At 36.1% G+C, this 16,155-nt stretch carries 29 protein-coding genes; all 29 read left to right on the forward strand.

The genetic code is table 11. The features are described from left to right. Positions 1–9 precede the first annotated feature (9 nt). The 29 genes from rplB (at position 10) to accC (ending at position 16,143) form a co-directional block, all read left to right on the forward strand. Positions 10–831 (forward strand): 50S ribosomal protein L2, encoded by an 822-nt coding sequence (rplB, locus tag IPK14_04885; protein ID MBK7992755.1) that lies wholly within the window; start codon positions 10–12, stop codon positions 829–831. Between the two features lie 17 nt (positions 832–848). Further along, on the forward strand, positions 849–1,145 hold the full coding sequence (rpsS, locus tag IPK14_04890; protein ID MBK7992756.1) for a 30S ribosomal protein S19: 297 nt from the start codon (positions 849–851) through the stop codon (positions 1,143–1,145). A gap of 43 nt (positions 1,146–1,188) precedes the next feature. Beyond that, a complete protein-coding gene (gene rplV / locus IPK14_04895; protein ID MBK7992757.1) occupies positions 1,189–1,557 on the forward strand; it encodes a 50S ribosomal protein L22 in 369 nt (122 codons plus the stop codon). A gap of 32 nt (positions 1,558–1,589) precedes the next feature. Beyond that, positions 1,590–2,261: a 30S ribosomal protein S3 gene (gene rpsC, locus IPK14_04900; protein ID MBK7992758.1), complete on the forward strand. Its 672-nt coding sequence runs from the start codon at positions 1,590–1,592 to the stop codon at positions 2,259–2,261. A gap of 57 nt (positions 2,262–2,318) precedes the next feature. Next, positions 2,319–2,756 carry a 50S ribosomal protein L16 gene (rplP, locus tag IPK14_04905; GenBank protein ID MBK7992759.1) on the forward strand — a complete coding sequence of 146 codons (438 nt, stop codon included), beginning with the start codon at positions 2,319–2,321 and terminating at the stop codon, positions 2,754–2,756. Then, positions 2,753–2,953: a 50S ribosomal protein L29 gene (gene rpmC, locus IPK14_04910; protein ID MBK7992760.1), complete on the forward strand. Its 201-nt coding sequence runs from the start codon at positions 2,753–2,755 to the stop codon at positions 2,951–2,953. The genes rplP and rpmC overlap by 4 nt, the downstream gene beginning before the upstream one ends. A 34-nt stretch (positions 2,954–2,987) precedes the next feature. Next, positions 2,988–3,290: a 30S ribosomal protein S17 gene (rpsQ, locus tag IPK14_04915; protein MBK7992761.1), complete on the forward strand. Its 303-nt coding sequence runs from the start codon at positions 2,988–2,990 to the stop codon at positions 3,288–3,290. Between the two features lie 28 nt (positions 3,291–3,318). Continuing rightward, positions 3,319–3,687 (forward strand): 50S ribosomal protein L14, encoded by a 369-nt coding sequence (rplN, locus tag IPK14_04920; protein ID MBK7992762.1) that lies wholly within the window; start codon positions 3,319–3,321, stop codon positions 3,685–3,687. Beyond that, positions 3,687–3,959: a 50S ribosomal protein L24 gene (gene rplX / locus IPK14_04925; protein MBK7992763.1), complete on the forward strand. Its 273-nt coding sequence runs from the start codon at positions 3,687–3,689 to the stop codon at positions 3,957–3,959. The genes rplN and rplX overlap by 1 nt, the downstream gene beginning before the upstream one ends. 91 nt (positions 3,960–4,050) lie before the next feature. After that, on the forward strand, positions 4,051–4,605 hold the full coding sequence (gene rplE, locus IPK14_04930; GenBank protein MBK7992764.1) for a 50S ribosomal protein L5: 555 nt from the start codon (positions 4,051–4,053) through the stop codon (positions 4,603–4,605). A 36-nt stretch (positions 4,606–4,641) separates the two neighbouring features. Further along, positions 4,642–4,827: a type Z 30S ribosomal protein S14 gene (locus tag IPK14_04935; GenBank protein MBK7992765.1), complete on the forward strand. Its 186-nt coding sequence runs from the start codon at positions 4,642–4,644 to the stop codon at positions 4,825–4,827. Positions 4,828–4,879: 52 nt separating this feature from the next. Continuing rightward, on the forward strand, positions 4,880–5,269 hold the full coding sequence (rpsH, locus tag IPK14_04940) for a 30S ribosomal protein S8 (protein ID MBK7992766.1): 390 nt from the start codon (positions 4,880–4,882) through the stop codon (positions 5,267–5,269). A gap of 71 nt (positions 5,270–5,340) precedes the next feature. Beyond that, positions 5,341–5,964, forward strand: coding sequence for a 50S ribosomal protein L6 (locus tag IPK14_04945; GenBank protein MBK7992767.1), 624 nt, complete (start codon positions 5,341–5,343; stop codon positions 5,962–5,964). A 26-nt stretch (positions 5,965–5,990) separates the two neighbouring features. Continuing rightward, complete coding sequence (gene rplR, locus IPK14_04950; GenBank protein ID MBK7992768.1) at positions 5,991–6,353, forward strand: 50S ribosomal protein L18; 363 nt, start codon at positions 5,991–5,993, stop codon at positions 6,351–6,353. Between the two features lie 27 nt (positions 6,354–6,380). Then, positions 6,381–6,875, forward strand: coding sequence for a 30S ribosomal protein S5 (gene rpsE, locus IPK14_04955; protein MBK7992769.1), 495 nt, complete (start codon positions 6,381–6,383; stop codon positions 6,873–6,875). Between the two features lie 30 nt (positions 6,876–6,905). After that, positions 6,906–7,100 (forward strand): 50S ribosomal protein L30, encoded by a 195-nt coding sequence (gene rpmD / locus IPK14_04960; protein MBK7992770.1) that lies wholly within the window; start codon positions 6,906–6,908, stop codon positions 7,098–7,100. A 26-nt stretch (positions 7,101–7,126) separates the two neighbouring features. Next, the gene (gene rplO / locus IPK14_04965; GenBank protein MBK7992771.1) at positions 7,127–7,603 is read left to right on the forward strand and encodes a 50S ribosomal protein L15; all 477 of its coding nucleotides are present in this window, start codon (positions 7,127–7,129) and stop codon (positions 7,601–7,603) included. Positions 7,604–7,642: 39 nt separating this feature from the next. Continuing rightward, on the forward strand, positions 7,643–9,043 hold the full coding sequence (gene secY / locus IPK14_04970) for a preprotein translocase subunit SecY (protein ID MBK7992772.1): 1,401 nt from the start codon (positions 7,643–7,645) through the stop codon (positions 9,041–9,043). A 20-nt stretch (positions 9,044–9,063) separates the two neighbouring features. Then, positions 9,064–9,717, forward strand: coding sequence for an adenylate kinase (locus IPK14_04975; GenBank protein ID MBK7992773.1), 654 nt, complete (start codon positions 9,064–9,066; stop codon positions 9,715–9,717). Between the two features lie 30 nt (positions 9,718–9,747). Beyond that, positions 9,748–10,500 (forward strand): type I methionyl aminopeptidase, encoded by a 753-nt coding sequence (gene map / locus IPK14_04980; GenBank protein ID MBK7992774.1) that lies wholly within the window; start codon positions 9,748–9,750, stop codon positions 10,498–10,500. A gap of 102 nt (positions 10,501–10,602) precedes the next feature. Next, on the forward strand, positions 10,603–10,821 hold the full coding sequence (infA, locus tag IPK14_04985; protein MBK7992775.1) for a translation initiation factor IF-1: 219 nt from the start codon (positions 10,603–10,605) through the stop codon (positions 10,819–10,821). Between the two features lie 14 nt (positions 10,822–10,835). Further along, complete coding sequence (rpmJ, locus tag IPK14_04990; protein MBK7992776.1) at positions 10,836–10,949, forward strand: 50S ribosomal protein L36; 114 nt, start codon at positions 10,836–10,838, stop codon at positions 10,947–10,949. Between the two features lie 96 nt (positions 10,950–11,045). Then, positions 11,046–11,453, forward strand: a complete 408-nt coding sequence (rpsM, locus tag IPK14_04995) for a 30S ribosomal protein S13 (GenBank protein MBK7992777.1) — start codon at positions 11,046–11,048, stop codon at positions 11,451–11,453. Positions 11,454–11,485: 32 nt separating this feature from the next. Then, positions 11,486–11,893, forward strand: coding sequence for a 30S ribosomal protein S11 (gene rpsK / locus IPK14_05000; protein ID MBK7992778.1), 408 nt, complete (start codon positions 11,486–11,488; stop codon positions 11,891–11,893). Between the two features lie 44 nt (positions 11,894–11,937). Further along, positions 11,938–12,576, forward strand: coding sequence for a 30S ribosomal protein S4 (gene rpsD / locus IPK14_05005; GenBank protein ID MBK7992779.1), 639 nt, complete (start codon positions 11,938–11,940; stop codon positions 12,574–12,576). Between the two features lie 75 nt (positions 12,577–12,651). After that, complete coding sequence (locus IPK14_05010) at positions 12,652–13,653, forward strand: DNA-directed RNA polymerase subunit alpha (GenBank protein ID MBK7992780.1); 1,002 nt, start codon at positions 12,652–12,654, stop codon at positions 13,651–13,653. A 29-nt stretch (positions 13,654–13,682) separates the two neighbouring features. Further along, on the forward strand, positions 13,683–14,141 hold the full coding sequence (rplQ, locus tag IPK14_05015; protein ID MBK7992781.1) for a 50S ribosomal protein L17: 459 nt from the start codon (positions 13,683–13,685) through the stop codon (positions 14,139–14,141). 165 nt (positions 14,142–14,306) lie between these two features. After that, positions 14,307–14,792: an acetyl-CoA carboxylase biotin carboxyl carrier protein gene (accB, locus tag IPK14_05020; protein MBK7992782.1), complete on the forward strand. Its 486-nt coding sequence runs from the start codon at positions 14,307–14,309 to the stop codon at positions 14,790–14,792. A gap of 4 nt (positions 14,793–14,796) precedes the next feature. Beyond that, positions 14,797–16,143: an acetyl-CoA carboxylase biotin carboxylase subunit gene (gene accC / locus IPK14_05025; GenBank protein MBK7992783.1), complete on the forward strand. Its 1,347-nt coding sequence runs from the start codon at positions 14,797–14,799 to the stop codon at positions 16,141–16,143. Positions 16,144–16,155 lie beyond the last annotated feature (12 nt).

The following is a 16,155-nucleotide window of genomic DNA, read 5'->3' on the forward strand; positions in this document are numbered from 1 at the left end:
ATTTACATCATGGGTATAAAAAAATTAAAACCTACTTCCGCAGCTAGAAGATACCAAACTTACTTAACAAATGAAAATTTGGATGCTGTAAGACCTTGTAAAGGATTAACAGTTTCTAAAGTGCGTGGTTCAGGCCGTAATAACATTGGTCATGTTACAGTACGTCATAGAGGCGGTGGTCATAAAAAGCTTTATAGAATTATTGATTTTAAGCGTAACAAAGTTGGTATCCCTGCAAAAGTTGTTTCTTTAGAATATGATCCAAATCGCTCAGCACGTATAGCTTTGCTTAGCTATGTTGATGGGGAAAAAACGCTATATTTTAGCCCCTGTAGGTTTGGAGGTTGGGCAAAAATACTTTCTGGCCCGGAAGCAGATATCATTGCAGGAAATGCTTTGCCGTTGCGAAATATACCTTTAGGTACTGAGGTTCATAATGTTGAACTTAGACCTGGTAAAGGTGGTCAAATGGTTCGTAGTGCTGGAGCTTCTGCACAATTAATTTCTAAAGAAGGTGACTGGGCTCAGTTACGTTTACCAAGCGGAGAGATTCGCCGAGTTAAAGTTGATTGTATGGCAACAGTAGGCCAAGTAGGTAACATTGAACATGAAAATGTTTCCTTAGGTAAAGCAGGCCGTTCGCGCTGGCTTGGGCGACGTCCCACCGTAAGAGGCGTAGCAATGAATCCTGTTGATCACCCACATGGTGGTGGTGAAGGTAAAACAAGTGGTGGTCGTAATCCAGTAACTCCTTGGGGACAACCTACCCGTGGTTATAAAACAAGAAACAATAAAAGAACTGATAAGTTTATTGTTAAGCGTAGAAAGTAAAGCAGTTGAGGTGATTTATGGCACGTTCTGTTAAAAAAGGGCCTTTTGTAGATCGTCATTTGACAAATGCAATTGAAAGAATGAATAAAGCAAATGAAAGAAAAGTCTATAAAACTTGGTCCCGACGTTCAACTATAATACCAGATATGATTGGTCATACTTTGGCTGTTCATAATGGTAAAAAATTCCTTCCTGTTTATGTTACTGAAAACATGGTTGGACATAAATTAGGAGAATTTGCTCCTACACGCACTTTTAAGGGTCATGCTGGGGATAAGACAGAAAAAAGTGCTAAACCGGCTGGTAAAAAATAGAAAAAATCACTAAAATCACGAGTTTTAGTTTGGAGTTAAGTAAATGGAAGCCCAAGCAATTGCAAAATATATAAAAGGTTCAGCACAAAAAGCGAAATTAGTTGTTGATACTATTAGAGGTCGTAATGTAGCAGATGCCTTTGCTGTCTTATCTTTTACTAATAAAAGATCTGCTAGACCTATTGAAAAAGTGCTGCGTTCGGCTGTTGCTAATGTGTTGCATAAAGCAGACAAAAACAATGTTTCTGTTGATGTTGAAAAACTTGTAGTTAGTAATTGTCATGTAGACATTGGAATAACAAAATGGCGTCGTCGCGTTCGTCCCGCTCCTATGGGACGTGCCTATAGGGAACGTCGGCATTACTGTCATATCACGGTTGTTGTTTCAAGCGAATCTAATCAAACTAAGTAAACATAGTTATAACTTTAAGTTCGGAGGCTAATGTGGGTCAGAAGGTACATCCTTACGGCTTTAGATTAAGAGTTAATCGTACTTGGCGTTCAATTTGGTATGCTAAGAAGGATTTTGGTAAGCTTTTATTAGAAGATTTAAGCTTAAAGAAAGATTTGAAAACTCGTTTTGCAGGCGCAGGTGTTTCCCATATTGATATTGAAAGGGCTGCAAACAAATTAAAAATCATTATTCATACATCTCGTCCTGGTATTATTATTGGTCGCAAAGGACAAGAGATTGATAAGCTTAAGTCAGAAATACAAGCTCAAACAGGTAGAGATGTTATTGTAAATATTCAAGAAATTAGTAGACCTGAACTAAACGCCCAGCTTCAAGCAGAGCAAATAGCTTCTCAATTAGAAAAACGTGTCGCTTTTCGTCGTGCTATGAGAAAGTCTGTTGATAGCGCAAAACGCTATAATGCTTTAGGTATTAAAGTACGTGTATCAGGTCGTTTGGGTGGAGCAGAAATAGCTCGTTCTGAATGGTACTTAGATGGTCAATTACCTTTACATACTTTACGTGCAGACATTGACTATGGATTTGCTCAAGCTTATACAACCTTTGGGGTTATAGGTGTAAAAGTTTGGATTTATCGTGGTGAAATCTTGGATGTACGTAAAACACAAGCTGAAAAATCATTAAATGCACGTGGTCGCTAGAAGTTTCTGTATAGAATAATTAAAACTATTACATAGTGTCATGTTTTGGAGTAAAAAATGGCAGAATATAAGATCCCAAAAAGAATGAAGTACCGTAAGCAACAAAGAGGTCGAATGAGCGGTAAAGCTATTCGTGGTGCTACAGTGGCCTTTGGTGACTATGGTCTTAAGGCAATGGAAGTTGCTTGGGTTACAGGTAAACAAATTGAAGCAGCTCGCGTTGCAATTACACGTTCTGTAAAACGTGGTGGAAAGCTATGGATAAGAGTTTTTCCAGATAAACCAATTACTAAAAAACCTGCTGAAACGCGTATGGGAAAAGGCAAAGGAGCCCCAGAAGGTTGGGTAGTTGTAATAAAGCCAGGTCGTGTTCTTTTTGAAATGGAAGGCATCAGTGAAGAAGTAGCAAGAGAAGCTATGAAATTAGCTGCAAGTAAACTATCCATAAAAACTAAGTTTGTTACCCGTGACGAGTTAGAGAGTGGGGTGTTATGAAAATACAAGAAATACGTGAAATGTCTGATGAAGATCTTAAAACACGAGAAACTGAGCTTATAGAACAGATCTTTAGAGGTCGTTTTAAGAAAAGCTTAGGAGAAGTGGATGCAGTTAAAGGTGTTCGTTTACAGAAAAAAGAGCTTGCTCAAGTAAAGACAATAGCTCGTGAAAGAGTGTTGGCAATTAAACATTAATTGTAAGATTTAATTTGGAATTGGGTTAATCATTATGTCAGAAGAAAATAAAGTAGAAGAAAATTCTCAAGAAAAGGTAACTTCTAGCCAGGGCCGTCGTGCTGAAAAAGTTGGTATAGTAACTAGTAATAAAATGCTGAAAACCGTTGTGGTGCGTGTTGATCGTTTAGTACGTCATCATAAGTATAAGCGTTATATAAGGCGGCGTACAAGATTTATGGCACATACAAACATAGATTGTAATATAGGTGATAAGGTTAGGATTATTGAAACACGTCCACTTTCTGCTTGTAAACGTTGGCGAGTAGCTGAAGTTTTACAAAAAGTTGTTTTATAAGTAAAAGTTATTTTTAGGAGAATTTCTTATGATTCAAATGAGAACTATTTTGGATGTGGCAGATAATTCTGGAGCAAAAAAAATAGCGATGATACTACCAATCGGCGGCAGTACAGGTTTAAGAGCCTCTTTAGGGGATGTAATAACTGCTTCTGTGAAAGAAGCTAGTCCTGATGGCACAGTTAAAAAAGGGCAAGTAGTAAAAGCTGTTGTTGTACGTACCCGCAAAGAAGTGCGTCGTCGGGATGGTAGCTATATTAGATTTGATCAAAATGCTGCTGTACTTATTAAAGCTGATGGAGAGCCTATTGGTACACGCGTTTTTGGCCCTGTTGCTCGTGAATTGCGTGAGAAAAAATTTATGAAAATAGTTTCTCTTGCACCGGAGGTAATATAATGGGATTAAAAGCTCTTAAGCTAAAAAGCTTAGTCAATGTAAGAGTCAATGACATCAAAAAAAATGACTGGGTTATGGTTATTTCTGGTAAAGATAAAGGCAAAAAAAGTAGAGTTATTGAAGTAAACCATCGACAAGGTAAAGCTAGGGTTGAAGGAGTTAATGTAGTAAAGCGTCACCTAAAATCCAACCCAACACGTGGTGTAAAAGGTGGTATTGTTGAAAAAGAAGGCTTAATACATATTTCAAAACTAAAAGTTTTGAGAGATTAAGTTTTGATTTTACTTAAAAAACTCTCTATTTTAAGATCAGTTTTGAATTGTTTTGTAAAAAGATTTTATTAACAAGGCTAAGTATTTAATTATGGTACCAAGACTAAAGCAAAAATACAAAGAACAAGTCTCCTCTCTTTTGATGAAAGAATTTGAGCTTACTAACCCTATGGCAGTACCAAAAATAGAGAAGATAGTTATCAATATGGGGTTGGGAAGAGATTTTATTACTTCAAATAATGCTAAAATCTTAGATATAGCAGCGGATGAACTAGCTGTTATTACAGGTCAAAAACCTGTAATAACTCGTGCTAAAAAATCTATAGCTGCCTTTAAGTTACGACAAAATATGACTATAGGAGCTATGGTAACATTAAGAAATGATCGAATGTATGAGTTTTTAGATCGTTTAATCAGTGTAGTGTTGCCTAGAGTACGTGATTTTCGTGGGGTATCTCCTAAATCTTTTGATGGGCGTGGTAACTACACTTTAGGGTTACGAGATCAATTAATTTTTCCAGAGATTGATTTTGCTAAAGTTGATAAAACACGTGGTATGAATGTTTGTATTGTAACCACGGCTAAAACAGATGAACAAGCTCGGGCATTGTTACGACACTTTGGAATGCCATTTCGAGTTAACTAAAATAAATTATATTAGGTACTGTTAGGTAAGTTAATTATGGCTAAAAAATCTATGCTTTTTAAAGCAAACAAAAAAGCTAAGTTTAGTTCTCGTGCCTATAATAGGTGCAAACGTTGTGGACGGCCTCGGGCCTATTTGAGAAAATTTTCATTATGCCGTATTTGTTTTCGTAATTTGGCTTTAGAGGGTCAAATACCTGGGGTTACGAAAGCAAGTTGGTAAATTGTAAAGATCCTTTTCAAGGCGAAAAATTTTTGTATAGGGAAAGTGTTTTATGGATCCAATTGCTGATATGTTGACGCGTGTTCGTAATGCATTAGCAGCACGACATACACAAGTAGATATACCTTCTTCAAAGCTTAAAGTTGAAGTTGCCCGTATTCTAAAAGAAGAAGGCTATATAAACAACTATAAAGTAGCTGGCGAGGGTGCAAGAAAAGCCATAAGAGTGTATTTACGCTATGGCCCAAAAGGTGAAATGGTACTTCACTACTTAAAACGTGTATCTAAACCTGGAAGCAGAGTTTATGTGAAAAATAGCGAGATCCCTAATGTTTTAGGTGGATTAGGTATAAATATTGTTAGTACCTCAAAAGGTTTAATGACAGGTAAACAAGCGCGCCAAGCCCAATTAGGTGGGGAGTTGCTTTGTAACATATATTAAGATAAATTGAGAGTTTTTATATATAAATCTGAAATTTATGTTTCTGGATTTGTAATATAGGTGGAACTGATATGTCAAGAGTTGGTAAAAAAGAAATAGAACTGCCAAAAGATGTAAAAGTAGAGATTTCATCAGAGATTGTGCAAGTAACAGGCCCAAAAGGTGTCTTAAAAACATCTATACCAAACGGTATAAGTGTAAAGGTCGAAAATAATGCTATTAAAGTTGAGAGCAAAGGGAATGATTTTGCTGCCCTTTATGGTTTAACACGAGCTTTACTTGCAAATTCTGTGACAGGTGTTACAAAAGGCTTTACTAGACAACTTGATATTGTAGGCGTAGGCTACAGAGTGGAATTAGATCGTAGTAAAGTGAATGATGCTAAAAAGCCTGTTCGCGCTTATTCTTCAAAAAAACAATCAAGTGGGCAAAAGTCAATAATATTTGATCTGGGATACTCTCATATGATAGATTTCCCAGTTCCAGAAGGCATAGATTTTAGAGCAGATAAAATTGCTGGTAAAACTATTCCTCAGTATCAAACTACACTTACTTTGTCAGGAATAGATCGTCAAATTTTAGGTCAAGTAGCAGCTGATATGCATAATTTACGTAAACCGGATGCTTACAAAGGTAAAGGGGTACGTTATGCAGAAAAAGTATTAAAACTTAAGCCTGGTAAGACAGGTAAATAAAGGACTTCTCTAGGAGTATTTGAGCAATGATTACAATGAAATCACGAGCAAAAGTTAGACAGGCTGTTCATAAACGTATTCGCAAAAAAGTTGTAGGAACCACACAAAGACCACGTCTCTGCGTTTTTCGTAGCTTAAATCATATTTATGCTCAAGTAGTTGATGATTTGACAGGATCTACAATATGTTCTGCTTCAACTTTAGAGAAAGACTATAAAGAAAAAGCTGGTGGAAATATAGAAGCTGCTAAATATGTAGGCCAACTAATAGCCAAGCGTGCTATTGATAAGGGAATACAAAAAGTAGTTTTTGATCGTGGTGGTTATCTTTATCATGGGCGCATAAAATCTTTAGCAGAAGCAGCTCGTGAAATAGGGTTAAGTTTTTAACAACTGTAAAATATTAGGAGAATTTTAATGGAGCGTGTTGTTACAGCAGACTTAGAACTAAAAGATTTTGTTGTTTCAATTAATAGAGTAACTAAAGTAGTAAAAGGTGGTAAGAACCTAAGTTTTAGTGCTTTGGTAGTTGTTGGAGATGAGCATGGGGTAGTTGGTTTTGGTTCTGGTAAAGCTAAAGAAGTTCCTAGTGCAATTAAAAAAGGTTTAGACTCTGCAAAAAAGAACCTTATTAAAATACCTTTAAGTGGTAACACTTTAACACATCCTATTATAGGAGAATTTGGTGCTGGAAGAGTTCTACTTAAGCCTGCTCCTGAAGGTACAGGTGTTATAGCTGGGGGCGTTGTTCGTGCTGTTATGCAATCTGTAGGTGTTACTAATGTCGTAACAAAAGTTCTTGGTTCAAATAATCCCCATAATATTGTTAGAGCTGTGTTTGATGGGTTAAAGAAATTAAAAAGCCATGAAGAAGTAGCTCGACTTAGAGGCAAAAGAGTAGAAGAGATATAATTAATGAATTATGGTTTTTTAGGAGAAAATATGTCTCAAGCAGTTGATAAAAAAATTAAGATACAACTTTACCGTAGTGTGATTTGTACACCAAAACCACATAAAGTAATGGTTAGTACGTTAGGACTACGTAAGTTAAATCAGGTGGTAACGCATCCAGATCTTCCTTCAATTCGCGGAGTGGTTGCAAAGGTGCCACATCTCCTTAGAGTGGTAGAAGATTAAAATATTTGCAAATGTTTGGAGCTTTTATGTCATTAGGATTGCATAATATTGGTGTTCCAAAAGGAGCCAACAAAGCCAAAAAAAGGGTTGGTCGGGGCCCGGGTTCAGGCCATGGAAAAACATCGGCTCGTGGTAACAAAGGACAAAAATCTCGTTCAGGTTATAGTAGCATGCGAGGTTTTGAAGGTGGTCAGATGCCACTCCATAGACGTTTACCAAAACGAGGTTTCACTAATATATTCAAAAAAGAGTGGAACGAAGTTAATTTAGACACACTTGAAAAGATGTTTCAAGAAGGTGAAACTGTAACAACAGATGCTTTATTAGAAAAAGGTATTATCAAAAAACTAGCAAAAGATGGATTAGCTATTTTAGCTAAAGGAACTATTAGCAAAGCACTTAAAGTAGAAGCCCATCGTTTTAGCCAAAGTGCGAAAGATAAAATATGTGCTGTTGGGGGAAGCATTGTAGTGACTTCTTCTTATGGAGAAAAAGTAAACTAATTTTTATAATTTCCCTCGTTTTGGAGCTTATACGATAATATGTTAGATCAATTTTTTAGAAGTTTAAAAAACGTTTTTTCTATACCAGATTTAAGAAGACGTATTTTTTTTACGTTGTTTATGTTGTTGGTTTATCGTATAGGTAGCCATATAAGAACGCCTGGGATTGATCCTTATCAACTAGAAAAGCTTTGGAGTACCATTGCGGGTTCTTTAGTAGGTGTAGTTGATTTGTTCACTGGTGGAAATTTTCGAGTAGTTTCGATATTTGCTCTTGGTATTACTCCTTATATAACTTCTTCCATAGTTTTGCAATTGTTGACATCCGTTTTTCCTTCTCTAAAAAAAGTTCAAGAAGAAGGGGAATCTGGAAGACAAAAAATAAATCAATATACACGCTATGGAACCATATTGCTTTCTCTCTTACAGTCATTTTTCATATCGATGTGGTTGAAAAGCCAACCTGGCTTAGTTGTTGGGATTAATCCTGTAATGTTTGTTTTTCTTACCATGTTGACACTAACTACTGGAACTGCTTTTATAATGTGGTTAGGAGAACAAATTACAGAACGTGGCATTGGTAATGGTATCAGTTTGATGATTTTTGCTGGTATTGTCTTAGGTTTGCCTAATGCTATTTACCAAATTTGGGAACGAGTTAAAGACTTAGATCCAACATCAACTTTAGGTGTTTTAGCTATGCTTGTAGCTATGTTGGCTATAACAATGGCTATTGTTTTTGTTGAGCGTGGGCATAGAAAGATATCAATAAACTATGCAAAAAGGATGGTTGGTCGCAAACTTGTAGGGGGACAATCAACTCACATGCCTTTGCGCGTTAATATGGCAGGCGTTATACCTGTTATTTTTGCTTCTTCTATACTTACTTTCCCACAAACAATAGCTCAATTTACAGGATCTGATGCTATAAAAAGTTTTTTAGGTAATTTTGGTGGCGGCCATCCTTTGTATATGTTGCTATTTACTGTTGCAAACATATTTTTCACTTTCTTCTATGTTTCTATAATTTTTAATACAGATGAAATTGCGGAAAATTTGCGTAAACATGGTGGTTATGTGCCAGGCATACGCCCGGGTAAACGTACAGCGGATTACTTAAGCACTATCCTGACTAGATTAACTGTTGTTGGTGCTATTTACTTAACTGTAATAGCAATTATTCCACAGATATTACTTAGTGGCGTTCAAGTGGATAAATTGCCGGGTGTAGGAACATGGTTATATGGTGTCTTTACTTCTAACCCAATTACTGATTGGATAGTAAAAGGCTTCGGCTTTCAATTCTATTTTGGTGGTACTTCTCTATTAATTGTAATAGGTGTTGCTATGGATACTGTTAACCAGATAGAATCCCAGTTGATCATGCGACATTATGAAGGCTTTTTGAAAAAAGGTCGGATAAGAGGCCGTAGAGACTAGTTAATTTTCTAGGAGTTTCTGTGTCATTAAATAAGATAATTGTAATGTTAGGTGCCCCAGGAGCTGGTAAAGGTACCCAAGCACGTAAATTACAAGAAAAGTTTTCCTTACCCCAAATTTCTACAGGGGATATTTTGCGGCAAATTGCTAAAGAAAATACCCCTTTAGGGAGTACTGTTCGTGAAATACAGGCATTAGGAAAATTAGTTGGTGATGATGTTTTGCTTGAGCTTGTGACTGAGCGCACAAACAAGAAAGACTGCACAGAAGGTTTTGTTTTAGATGGTTATCCAAGAACGCTAAATCAAGCAAAACAGCTAAGTTTGTTGGCAAAAAAGCATAATAAGCCTGTTTTTGTTATAGAAGTTAAAGTTTCAGAAGAAATATTATTAAACAGATTAACAGGTAGACGCACTTGTTCTGGTTGTGGGGAAATTTATAATATTTATTACAAACCTCCTAAACATGAAAATAAGTGTGATATTTGTGAAAGTTCTTTAACTAATAGAAGTGACGATAAGTTAGAAGCTATAAAATCACGATTAGAAGAGTACAAAGCTAATACAGCTCCTCTCATAGATTACTACACTAATATAAATTCTTTGATATCTGTTGATGGAACTAAACTATCAAGTGAAATTTTTGATGAGCTTTGTTGCATTCTAAAATCTTAATAAATGTTTTTTATAATAAACTGCTACTAAATGATAATAACAAAAACAAGAGCAGAAATTCAGAAAATGTATGGTGCTGGGCAATTAGTAGCACAAGTCTTGAGACAATTGTCTAGATTGGTTACACCAGGTATAACTACAAGTGAGCTTGATATTTATGCTGAAAAATGTATAAGAGATGCAGGAGCTATTCCAACTTTTAAGGGATATCGCGGTTATCCTTATTCAATCTGTACCTCTGTTAACGAACAAGTTGTACATGGATTTCCTTCAGAGCGTATTCTTAAAGAAGGTGACATAATAAGTATTGATTGTGGTGCAACCTTAGCTGGATATGTTGGAGATTCTGCTATAACTATTCCTGTTGGCCGTGTTTCTGATGAAGCTCAAAAACTAGTTGATGTTACTAGAGAGTCTCTTTATCAAGCTATTGAGAAAATGCAAGTAGGCAATAGGTTGTATGATGTTTCTTATGCAGTACAATCTTATGCTGAATCAAGAGGCTATACAGTAGTTAGAGATTTTTGTGGTCATGGTATAGGCACAGCAATGCATGAAGAACCTCAAGTTCCTAACTATGGTAAACCAGGTAAAGGCCCTCGGCTTCGAGAAGGTTGGGTATTAGCTATTGAACCAATGGTAAATGTTGGTTCTTATCAAGTAAAAATTGAAAAAGATGGTTGGACAGTAACAACAATTGATAAGAGATTATCTGCTCATTTTGAACATACAATAGCAATTCTTTCTGAAGGCCCTTGGGTACTTACTCAGCTAAATTCTTAATAAAATAAAAGCGTTAAATCTGCTGGCTTGGCTTTTTACGCTTAATTGCTATGTTATAATAAAAGCTTTAATTATTTGTGAATTTTTATTTTGTGTAAAATTATGTCAAAAGAAGACGCTATCGAAGTGGTTGCATCAGTAGTAGAAACATTACCAAATGCAATGTTTCGTGTTGAGTTAGAAAATAAGCATCAAGTTCTTGCCCATATTTCTGGGAAAATGCGCAAAAATTTTATTAAAATTTTGCCAGGGGACAAAGTCATAGTTGAGTTATCTCCTTATGATTTAACACGTGGGCGAATAATTTATCGTTATAAGTAACATTTAGGAGAATTATGAAAGTTAGGGCATCTGTTAAGAAAATCTGTGACAAATGTAAAATTATTCATAGACATGGTGTAGTAAGAATAATTTGTGAGAATCCTAAACATAAGCAACGTCAAGGGTAAGATAAAACATATAGCTAAAATTAAAGCATATTTGTTTTTGTAAACCTTTTCTATTTTACTAATAAATAATTTTATTTGTTTTATTTTGGAGGATATATGGCGCGTATCGCGGGTGTGGATTTGCCAGATAATAAAAGAGCAGAAATAGGTTTAACCTATATTTATGGAATTGGTCGCTCTCGGGCAATGCGCATTATTAAAGAAGCAGCAGAAGAATCAAATCAATCTGCACAAACCCTAGGCGGAAAAAAGATGAAAGAGCTTACAGAAGAAGAGCTTTCACGTATTCGTGCAGCAATAGAAAGAACTGGTGATGTAGAAGGCGATTTGCGCAAAGCAATCCAAATAGATATAAAAAGATTGATAGAGATTGGTTGTTATAGAGGTTTGCGACATCGTCGGGGTTTACCTGTTCGTGGTCAACGTACGCATACTAATGCTAGAACACGAAAAGGCCCACGTAGAGCTACTATTGCTAAGAAGAAGGCTCCTGGTAAGAAGTAATATTTGTATTAAAATAGTATTGGTAAAAATTTATGGCAAAAAAAACAACAGCTTCTAGTAAAAAGAAAACTTTTAAGAAGAAAGAAAAAAAGGTAATTCCTCAAGGAATCGTTCATATTCAAGCCTCTTTTAATAATACTTTAGTTAGTATTACTGATTTAGAGGGAAATCTCGTTAGTGCCTCTTCAGCAGGTGCGTTAGGCTTTAATGGATCTCGTAAAGGGACACCTTTTGCTGCTCAACAAGCTGCTAGCAAAGCTGCTACGCTTGCTAAAGAAGCCGGTATGCAAATTTGTGAAGTTAGGGTTAAAGGCCCTGGATCTGGCCGAGAATCAGCTATTCGTGCTGTTCATAGTGCTGGAATAGATGTTCGTGTAATAAAAGATGTTACACCAATACCTCATAATGGTTGTAGACCGCCTAAACGTCGTAGAGTTTAGGTAATCTTAAAATATTTATATTTTGTTTTATTTAGGAGGATATCTTGGCAAGGTATCGTGGTGCGGTTTGTCGTCTTTGTAGGCGCGAAGGCGTGAAGTTATACTTAAAAGGTGAGCGTTGTTATAAACCCTCTTGTGCTATAGATAAAAGAGGCCAACAACCTCCAGGTGAGCATGGACAAGATGCTCGACGTGGCAAGTTAGTAGGTTATGCTGAACAACTAAGAGAAAAACAAAAAGTTAAACGTGTTTATGGTATGTTAGAAGGGCAGTTTCGTAGTTATTTTGAAAAAGCTGTTCGCCAAAAAGGTGTTACAGGTGAAAACCTTTTACTTCTTTTAGAACGTCGTTTAGATAATGTTGTTTATAAACTTGGTTATGCTACTTCCCACGCTCAAGCAAGGCAGTTAGTTACACATGGTCATATAGTTGTAAATGGAAGAAAAGTTAATATTCCTTCTTTTCAAGTAAAGGTTGGGGATAAAATAACTATCAAAGAAACTAGTAAAAATAATGGTTTTATCCAAACAGCTTTTCAAACTGCTGGTGGACGTGGTAGACCAGCTTGGTTAGAAATTGCTGACGCAAGTAATATGGTTGGTCAAGTTTTGTCTTTACCTAGACGCGAAGATATTGACTCAAGCATAAAAGAACAATTGATAGTAGAACTTTATTCCAAGTAATAACATTTATTTTGATCTAAAATAGTGAGTAAAGTTTTTAACTAAAATCAAAGATTTTAGATTGTAAGAGATGTGATGGAGCAACAAATTTTAACTTGGACAAACTTTCAAAAGCCAAAAAGGTTGATGTGTGAGTTTGAAACGCTAACAGATACATATGGGCGTTTTTATGCTCAACCTTTTGAACGAGGTTTTGGTACAACTATAGGGAACACTCTACGTAGAGCGTTACTTTCTTCTATAGAAGGGCCAGCAATTACAGCAGTTAAAATAGAAGGTGTTTTAGATGAGTTTTCCCCTATACAAGGATCAGGTGAAGACGCTACTGATATAATACTTAATCTAAAGCGAATTTCATTTAAACTACATACAAATGAACCAAAAGTACTTCGGGTCACATTTAAGGGCCCTGGCAGGTTTACAGCAGGGCATATACCTCTTGATGAAGATATAGATATAATTGACCCTAATATTTATATCACTTCTTTAGAAGAAGAGACTTCTTTAGATATAGAATTGTATATTAAGCAAGGATATGGTTATGTTGCGGCACAATATAATGCCGATGATAATTTATCTACAGGTTGTTTACCATTAGATTCTGTGCATTCTCCTGTTAGAAAAGTTAACTATCAAGTTGAGCCTGCTCGTTTAGGGCAAGACACTGACTATGATAGATTGACATTGGAAGTTTGGACTAATGGTGGAATTCGTCCTGAAGCTGCAATAAGTTTGGCTGCTAAATTAATCAAAGATCACATGTCAGTCTTTATTAATTTTGAAGAAGGGCCTGAGGTTCAAGAGCCTGAGCCAGAAGAAAAGCCATCTCCTTTTAATGAAAACTTAGATAGATCTGTTGAAGAGCTAGAATTATCTGTTCGTTCTTATAACTGCTTGAAAAATGCTGATATCAGAACTATTAGGGAACTAGTTCAAAAGACAGAAGCAGAGATGCTAAAAACTAAAAACTTTGGCCGTAAATCTCTAAATGAAATTAAAGAAATCTTAGGTGCTATGGGACTACACCTTGGTATGCGATTTGATGATACAGGTAGTCCTCTTAAAGAAGAAGAGTAAAATATAGTAGTAGAAATTAGGAGAAGAACATGCGACACAATGTTGCTCATAGAAAGTTGGGTCGTCCAACACCACATCGTAAAGCTTTACTTAGAAATCTAGCAACATCACTTATATTACATGAGCGTATAGTAACTACTTTGCCAAAAGCAAAAGAGTTACGACCATTTGTTGAAAAAGCTATTACACTTGGCAAAGCAGGTACTTTACATGCTCGACGTTTAGCTACAGGTTACTTTTTTGCTGGGAATACAGGGCGGATGTCATCTGTAAGACGTAAGACAAAGCCACCTGAGCCACAAGCAGGTGTAAAAGCTGTTAGCAAGCTTTTTGATGAAGTAGCTAAAAGATATGAGTCTCGCCCGGGTGGTTATACTCGTATTCTTAAATTAGGTAATCGCCGAGGTGATGGTGCAGAACTAGCAATTATTGAGTTAGTAGACAGCAAACCAGAGCCGCTTGCATCTGAATCAACTACAGAAAAATAATAGTTCTTTAGAGCGAGCTTGATTTTAAGTTAATAAATTAATAAAAGCCCGCTTGCATGTAATCATTGCAAGCGGGCTTTTGCTTGGGTTATATAACAAATTCTATTTTTATATAAAACAAATTAAAAAGCACTTTTCTAATTCTTAAGTAAATGAGGTAAAGTTGTGGAGCTTAAGGAAATTAAAGAATTAATTGAGCTAGTTTCAGAAAAAGGTTTTACTGAGTTTGAGTTAAAACAAGGGAGTTTTAAAATAAAAATTTCTTCATTTAGTAATGATGTTACACCTCCTAGTGTTTCAAAAAGTTCAAAACGCCTAGAAGAGCCTCAAACGGAAAAAATTATACCTACTGTTGTAGAACCTCCTAAAACACCTATTGTTACAGAAAAAGAAATAAAAGTAGAAAAAGATTTACATAAGATAAAATCCCCTATAGTTGGTACTTTTTATCGCGCTCCTAGTCCAACATCAGACTCTTTTGTAAAAGTAGGTAGCCAAATTAAACCTGGTACTGTTTTATGTATTATTGAAGCTATGAAGTTAATGAATGAAATTGAGTCTGATGTAGGTGGCGAAATAGTAGAAATATATGTGGAAAACAACCACCCTGTTGAGTATGGTCAACCGCTTTTTGGAGTCAAAGTAAATTAATCACATGTTTAAGAAAATACTTATTGCTAATCGTGGCGAAATAGCTTGCCGTATCATTTGGGCTTGTAGGGAATTAGGTATTGAAACAGTTGCTGTTTATTCAGAAGCTGACAGTGATTCATTGCATGTTAGATTTGCTGATGATGCTGTTTGTATAGGGCCGCCTTCTAGCGGGCAAAGTTATCTTAATATTCCTGCTGTAATTAGTGCTGCTGAGATTAAAAATGTTGATGCTATACATCCTGGATATGGATTTTTAGCAGAAAATGCCCATTTTGCTGAAGTATGTGAGGCTTGTAATATTAAGTTTATAGGCCCATCGCCTGAAGCTATTCGTACAATGGGTGACAAAGCACGTGCTAAAAAGGCTATGAAAGCAGCCGGACTACCTTTATTACCTGGAAGCGATGGAATTGTTGAAAGTGTAGAGGAAGCTATCAAAATAGCCGAAATAATTGGCTATCCTGTAATAATTAAAGCTAGTGCTGGTGGTGGTGGTCGTGGAATGCGTATTGTGCGAGATACCACAGAGTTAGTTTCTGCTTATCAAACTGCTAGACATGAAGCAGGATCAGCTTTTTGTGATCCTAGCGTTTATATAGAAAAATATTTAGAAAACCCTCGTCACATTGAGTTTCAGATTCTAGCTGATGGTCATGGAAATGTTATACATCTTGGTGAGCGGGAATGCTCAATTCAAAGACGACATCAAAAATTAATTGAAGAGTCTCCATCTGTATTATTAAGTCCTGAAATTCGCAAAAAAGTAGGAACCCTAGTTGCAAAGGCTTGTCAAGATCTTGGATATGTTAGTGCTGGTACAGTAGAAATGCTTTTTGATAATGATTGTAATTTCTACTTTATGGAGATGAATACTAGAATCCAAGTTGAGCATCCTGTAACTGAAATGGTGACAGGTGTAGATCTAGTTCAAGCTCAAATTCATATAGCTGCTGGTGAGCCTTTATCCATAAAACAAAAAGATGTTAAGTTTAATGGGCATTCGATAGAATGTCGTATTAATGCTGAACATCCAGAAAAGTTTACTCCTAGCCCTGGCCTAATTACCACCTTAAATTTACCTGGTGGCCCTGGAGTTAGAATAGATACGGCTGCTTATTTGGGCTACACTGTCCCACCTTATTATGATTCAATGGTAGCAAAACTGATAGTTCATGCTAGTACACGTCCACTTGCAATAGCTCGAATGAAGCGGGCTTTAGATGTGATGATTGTTGAAGGAATAAAAACCACAATACCTTTACATTATCGCATTATGGATGATCCAGATTTTATTGCTGGTAATCTTTCTACTCGGTTTATGGAAAACTTCTTTGCCCGCAATAAATAACAGAAAAATGCT

The organism is Blastocatellia bacterium (assembly GCA_016713405.1).
GTDB lineage: Bacteria > Acidobacteriota > Blastocatellia > Chloracidobacteriales > JADJPF01 > JADJPF01.